This is a genomic window from Hymenobacter agri (assembly GCF_054778495.1).
The window spans coordinates 1-4,912 of sequence record NZ_BAAGZM010000308.1 but is presented as its reverse complement, the minus strand read 5'-3'; the positions used below and the strand labels follow the sequence as shown (position 1 = coordinate 4,912).

Genomic DNA, 4,912 nt, shown 5'->3' with positions numbered 1-4,912 from the left:
GGCCAAACCGGCCGAAGCCGCCGCTGCCCGCACCCTCGCCGGCCGGGCCTACTACGGCCGGACCTACGCCCAGAACCAGCAGATTGGCGTGCCCGGCATGCACGATGCCGGCTACCGCGGCGAAGGCATGCAGATTGCTGTATTCGACGCGGGTTTTCCCGGGGTGAATACCATGGCTGCCCTGCAGCCGCTGTTCCAGGAGCAGCGCTTGGTGAGCACCCGCAATTTTGTGGATGGCGGCACCAGCGTCTATCAGCGCAGCAGCCACGGCACCAACTGTCTGTCGACCATGGCCGCCAATCAGCCCGGCTACTTCGTGGGCACGGCGCCCAAAGCCACCTACCGCCTGTGCATCACCGAAGATGACTATTCGGAACATCCGGTGGAAGAAGCCAACTGGCTGGCCGCCGCTGAATATGCCGACTCCTGCGGCGTAGATGTCATCAGCTCGTCGCTGGGATACACCGATTTCGATGCGCCTTCGCCCGCGTACACCTATGCCGACATGAACGGCCGCACCGCTATCAGCTCTCGGGCGGCTACGGTGGCCGCCCGCGTGGGCATGCTGGTGGTGAGTGCCGCCGGCAACGAGGGCAACCGCGCCTGGCACTACATTTCGGCTCCGGCCGATGCCGATTCCATCCTCACGGTGGGGGCGGTTGACTCGCTGGGCAACCACGCGGCGTTCAGTTCCTACGGCCCCACGGTTGATGGGCGCATCAAGCCCACGCTCTCGGTGATGGGGCAGGCGGCGGCCGTGCTCGACCCCAGCGGAGTAGCCTTCCGCGGAAACGGAACCTCGTTTGCCTGCCCGGTGCTGGCAGGCATGGCCGCCGCTTTCTGGCAAGCCAACCCCACGCTCACGGCCCAGCAGGTGATTGCCGCCCTGCGCAACACCGCCAGCCAGGCCGCCACGCCCGATAATACGTTGGGCTATGGCCTGCCCAATTTTGGCCGGGCCTACAACAGCCTGCATCCCAACAGCCCGCTCGACACGGCATCTGCGCTGGCGGCCGAAAGCCTGGGAGTGTACCCCAACCCGCGCAGCAGCGGTTCGCTGACGCTGGTATTGCCCCCCGCGCTGCGCGGCGTGCCCCTGAGCGTGCGCGTGCTGGATATGCGGGGGGCGGTGGTGGCCCGCCAGCAGCTGCCCGCCAGCCCCGCCGCCGAAACCATATTTAAGCTTGGCGCACTGGCCAAGGGGCAATATCTGTGCGAGGTGGCGGCCGGTGGCGTGCGCCAAGCGGTGCGCTTCCAGCAGCAATAAGCAGGGTATCAGGCCACAAAAAAAGGACGCTGCACGGCGTCCTTTTTTTATGAATTTTTTAGCCCATATCATCTTGTATATGAGGTGAATATTTTGTAATTTTAAAGCATTAATTCACTCATTTTCTTTCCGCAGAATGTTGCAGATGATGACGACCAAGCGCATTGGGCGCCGCCAGTTTCACTTTACCGTGCAGGGCAATAATTTTCATGAAACCGTGGCTGAGTATGAGCGCCTCAGCTTTGCTGATGTGGCCGCCTGTGGCATTTGTGGCTCCGATAACCTGGACCTGACCAGCCGGGTGGCCCAGGGCAAATTCAAATACACGTCGGTGCGCTGCCTCGACTGCCGGGCCGACGTGACCTTCGGCAAGCGGGAGGACGACGACCAGACCGTGTTCCTGCGCAAGAAAACCGGCGGCCTGCCCGGCGAGCTCGACTGGCGCCCGTTTGAGAAAGCCGACAAATAATCTTTTGGCCGGCTCGCCGGTTATGTGGCTGCCGAACGGCACTCTGGCAACGGGGTGCCGTTCTTTGCATCGGCCCGGGGGCATCCGCTGGCCGGTCTTCCTTCATTCTTACTTCTCCCGACAACTGTGTTTACCGGAATTATTGAAGCCCTAGGCACCGTGGTGGCTGTGGCCGACCAAGGCAGCAACCGCCACTTCACCATTAAGTCGCCGTTTGCGGCTGAGCTGAAAATTGACCAGAGCGTGGCCCACGATGGCGTGTGTCTGACCGTGGTGGCCGTGGATGCGGCCGCCGGTACGCACGTCGTCACCGCCATCGACGAAACCCTGCGGGTGACCAACCTGGGCCAGTGGCAGCCCGGTCGCCTGCTGAACCTGGAGCGTTGCCTGGCGGCCACCGGGCGCTTCGACGGGCACATCGTGCAGGGCCACGTTGATGCCACTGCCGTGTGCGAAAGTGTGCAGGACCAGAACGGCTCGTGGCTGTTTCGCTTCCAGCACGCGCCCGCCCCGGGCAACCTCACGGTCGAAAAAGGCTCGATTTGCGTGAACGGCACGAGCCTGACCTGTTTTGCAAGCACCGACGACGGCTTTACAGTGGCCATTATTCCGTACACCTACGAACACACCAGCTTTCAGCAGCTGCAAGCCGGCGAGACGGTGAACCTGGAATTTGACATTGTGGGTAAATACGTGGCCAAGCTACTGGGCCAGCGCGCTCAGAAATAAGGCCCCTCCGGCAACCGCAGGCCCACTGAGCAGGCCGCCCATCTGCATACTGAAAAAGCCCCGCCGCTATTGCTGGTGGGGCTTTTTTTTGTGAGCTACTCAGCTGCGGGGTCAGTTACATCGGGCTGGTTCGCTGACAGGAAGAAATGCTTTGCCTGTTGCAGGGCCGCGGCATCGGCCTGAATATCGTTGGGCCGCGAGCCCGTGCCAAATAGCAAGCCGCCCCATTGCATGTGCAGGTACTGCGCCGTGCGCTGCAGGGCGTCTTCAAGCGGCTGGGCTTCGGACCGATTTCCGCTGCTAACAGTAATGGCCCACAGGGTTTTGCCCCGCATGCGCGCCTGAAAGTCAACTTCGGGAGTGCGTAGCCAGGCACTCCAGTGGTCGAGATAGAGTTTCGCTGCTGCGGGCAGGCTGTACCAGTAGAGGGGCGCTACCAGAACCAGGCCTCGAGGGTGGCTTCGAGCAGTACCTGGGCATTGCCGGTGGGCGGCTGATAGGTGCCGCTGTGCCGCCGGTCAAAAAAGCTTGGTAGCGGATAGTCGAGCAGGTGCAGCCAGCGCTGCGCAGTGCCGGGGGGCAACGGATGAGCAGCGCAATACGCCAGCTGCTCGGTGTTGCCCAGCCGGCGGGTGCTGGACAGCAGGAAGAGAAAGCGGCGGTCGGCGAGGTTCATGCGAAAAAACTAGGGCTGGGTGGCCCACCACCGCGGCGTCAGCCGCCGATAGGTAAGCTCGGCCAGCCAGCCCATGAGGGCACCCACAACGGCCCCGCCCAGGACATCGGTGGGGTAGTGGGCGGCAAGATAAACACGGCTGTACGACAGCAGCAGGCACCAGGCAAAAGCGCCGATTTTGAGCGCCCGGAAGCGGCCGGCCGGCAGCACGAGCGCCAGGAAGACGGCCAGCGCCATCGAATTGGCGGCGTGCGACGACAGGAAGCCGAACATGCCGCCGCAGCCATCGGGCAGGCGCAGCAGGTGGTCGAGCGAGGCGTCGTGGCAGGGGCGGGGGCGCCCGAAGAAGGGCTTGAACAGGCGGCTGGTGATGCTATCGGCCAGCCCGACAGCGGCCACTACCAGCGGCAGCAGCAGCCAGGCCCGTTGCCGGAAATGGTATATCAGCCAGGCAATGAGCACGGCGTAGACCGGAAACCACACGTTGCGGTTCGATGCAAACACCATGACGGCATCCAGCAACGAGCTGTGGGCGTGGTTGATGGCCAGCAGCAGCCAGCGGTCGAGCGCTAAAATTTCCTTAAGCATCGGCCAGCCAGTCAACACCTTTGCGGAGCCAGCCCAACGTATTCGCTTCGGGCGAGCCGGGGGCGGGCAGGGCGGGGTTGTAGGCCCAGCCGGTGCGCGGGGGCAGGCTCATGAGGATGGACTCGGTGCGGCCGCCGGTTTCGAGGCCAAAGCGCGTGCCGCGGTCGAAGGCCAGGTTGAACTCGGCGTAGCGGGCACGGCGCAGACTCTGCCAGGCTTCCTCGGCCGGGCCGAAGGGCAGGGCATAGTTGGCCGTCATCAGGCCGGTGTAGAAGGGGCCAAACAGCTCGGCCACGTCGCGCATGAAGGCGAACAGCTCCTCGGCGGTACCGTCTTTTCCAACGGTCAGTCTGTCGTAGAAGATACCGCCCACCCCGCGCGTTTCCTGGCGGTGCGGCAGGTAGAAATAGTCGTCGGCCCAGCGGGTGAACTTGGGGTAGTACGCCGGATTGTGCTTGTCGCACACCGCCTTAAGCTGCGCGTGGAAGGCGCGGGCCTGGGCTTCATCCACGTAAATCGGGGTCAGGTCGATGCCGCCGCCAAACCAGGCTTCGCCGTTGCCGGCCTCGAAGTAGCGCACGTTCATGTGAATGATGGGCACGCGCGGGCTGCGCGGGTGCAGCACCACGCTCACGCCAGTAGCGTAAAAATGCGGGTCGGGCATGTGCAGCTGCCGGGCCGCGGCCTCGCTCATGGTGCCCCACACGGCCGAAAAGCCCACGCCGCCTTTTTCCAGAATACGGCCGTTTTCCAGCACTTTGGAACGGCCGCCGCCGCCGCCCTCGCGCTGCCAGGCATCGGTGAGGAAGTGCGCCGGGCCGGCGTCGGCCGTTTCGAGCTGTTGGCACAAACGAAGCTGAAAATCAGCCAGCCAGGCTTCAATTTCGGGGCGGATAGTGGGCGAGGAGGTTGGAGTCACGAAGGGCAGGGCGCCGGCGGGCACCGCGGAAAAGTAGTCGGGCAACAAGTAATTCGGCCGTGGCCGGCCGGCACATGCAGCGCCGGCAAAGCAGCCGCGAAGGCCGCCCCAAAGATACGGGGGCGGGCCGGGGTGTACTTTTGTCGTCTCAACCGTCCCGCCCCGATGACTGAATTCGCAGCTTCCGCAACATCCGCAACTGTTTCCGAACCGGCCGATGCCTCGGCTACCCGCGTGGCTTCGGCCGCGGCCGCCGCGGCGGCG

At 64.0% G+C, this 4,912-nt stretch carries 7 protein-coding genes; 3 read left to right on the top strand and 4 right to left on the bottom strand.

Going from position 1 to position 4,912, the window contains the following annotated elements; genetic code table 11:
- From ACYVDE_RS14410 to ACYVDE_RS14400, 3 genes are all read left to right on the top strand, one after another.
- Positions 1-1,267 (top strand): S8 family peptidase (locus tag ACYVDE_RS14410; protein WP_460502242.1); only part of this gene is annotated, 1,267 nt, incomplete at its 5' end.
- Between the two features lie 136 nt (positions 1,268-1,403).
- Entirely contained in the window at positions 1,404-1,736 is a 333-nt protein-coding gene (locus ACYVDE_RS14405; protein WP_460502241.1) for a hypothetical protein, read from the top strand.
- 126 nt (positions 1,737-1,862) lie between these two features.
- Positions 1,863-2,465 (top strand): riboflavin synthase, encoded by a 603-nt coding sequence (locus tag ACYVDE_RS14400; RefSeq protein ID WP_460502240.1) that lies wholly within the window; start codon positions 1,863-1,865, stop codon positions 2,463-2,465.
- Between the two features lie 95 nt (positions 2,466-2,560).
- On the opposite strand, the gene ACYVDE_RS14395 is transcribed toward ACYVDE_RS14400, so the two are convergent.
- The 4 genes from ACYVDE_RS14395 to hemF are packed head-to-tail and all read right to left on the bottom strand — an operon-like array spanning position 2,561 to position 4,672.
- The gene (locus ACYVDE_RS14395; RefSeq protein WP_460502243.1) at positions 2,561-2,878 is read right to left on the bottom strand and encodes a hypothetical protein; all 318 of its coding nucleotides are present in this window, start codon (positions 2,876-2,878) and stop codon (positions 2,561-2,563) included.
- Positions 2,879-2,898: 20 nt separating this feature from the next.
- Positions 2,899-3,141 carry an NADPH-dependent FMN reductase family protein gene (locus ACYVDE_RS14390; RefSeq protein ID WP_460502239.1) on the bottom strand — a complete coding sequence of 81 codons (243 nt, stop codon included), beginning with the start codon at positions 3,139-3,141 and terminating at the stop codon, positions 2,899-2,901.
- 9 nt (positions 3,142-3,150) lie between these two features.
- Positions 3,151-3,729 carry a phosphatase PAP2 family protein gene (locus ACYVDE_RS14385; RefSeq protein WP_460502238.1) on the bottom strand — a complete coding sequence of 193 codons (579 nt, stop codon included), beginning with the start codon at positions 3,727-3,729 and terminating at the stop codon, positions 3,151-3,153.
- Positions 3,722-4,672, bottom strand: coding sequence for an oxygen-dependent coproporphyrinogen oxidase (hemF, locus tag ACYVDE_RS14380; RefSeq protein ID WP_460502237.1), 951 nt, complete (start codon positions 4,670-4,672; stop codon positions 3,722-3,724). The genes ACYVDE_RS14385 and hemF overlap by 8 nt, the downstream gene beginning before the upstream one ends.
- Between the last annotated feature and the right edge of the window lie 240 nt (positions 4,673-4,912).

Excerpts from the sequence above, each read along its gene's own strand:
- ACYVDE_RS14405 (WP_460502241.1), top strand. The coding sequence starts at position 1,404 with ATGTTGCAGATGATGACGACCAAGCGCATTGGGCGCCGCCAGTTTCAC.
- ACYVDE_RS14385 (WP_460502238.1), bottom strand. The coding sequence starts at position 3,729 with ATGCTTAAGGAAATTTTAGCGCTCGACCGCTGGCTGCTGCTGGCCATC.
- ACYVDE_RS14390 (WP_460502239.1), bottom strand. The coding sequence starts at position 3,141 with ATGAACCTCGCCGACCGCCGCTTTCTCTTCCTGCTGTCCAGCACCCGC.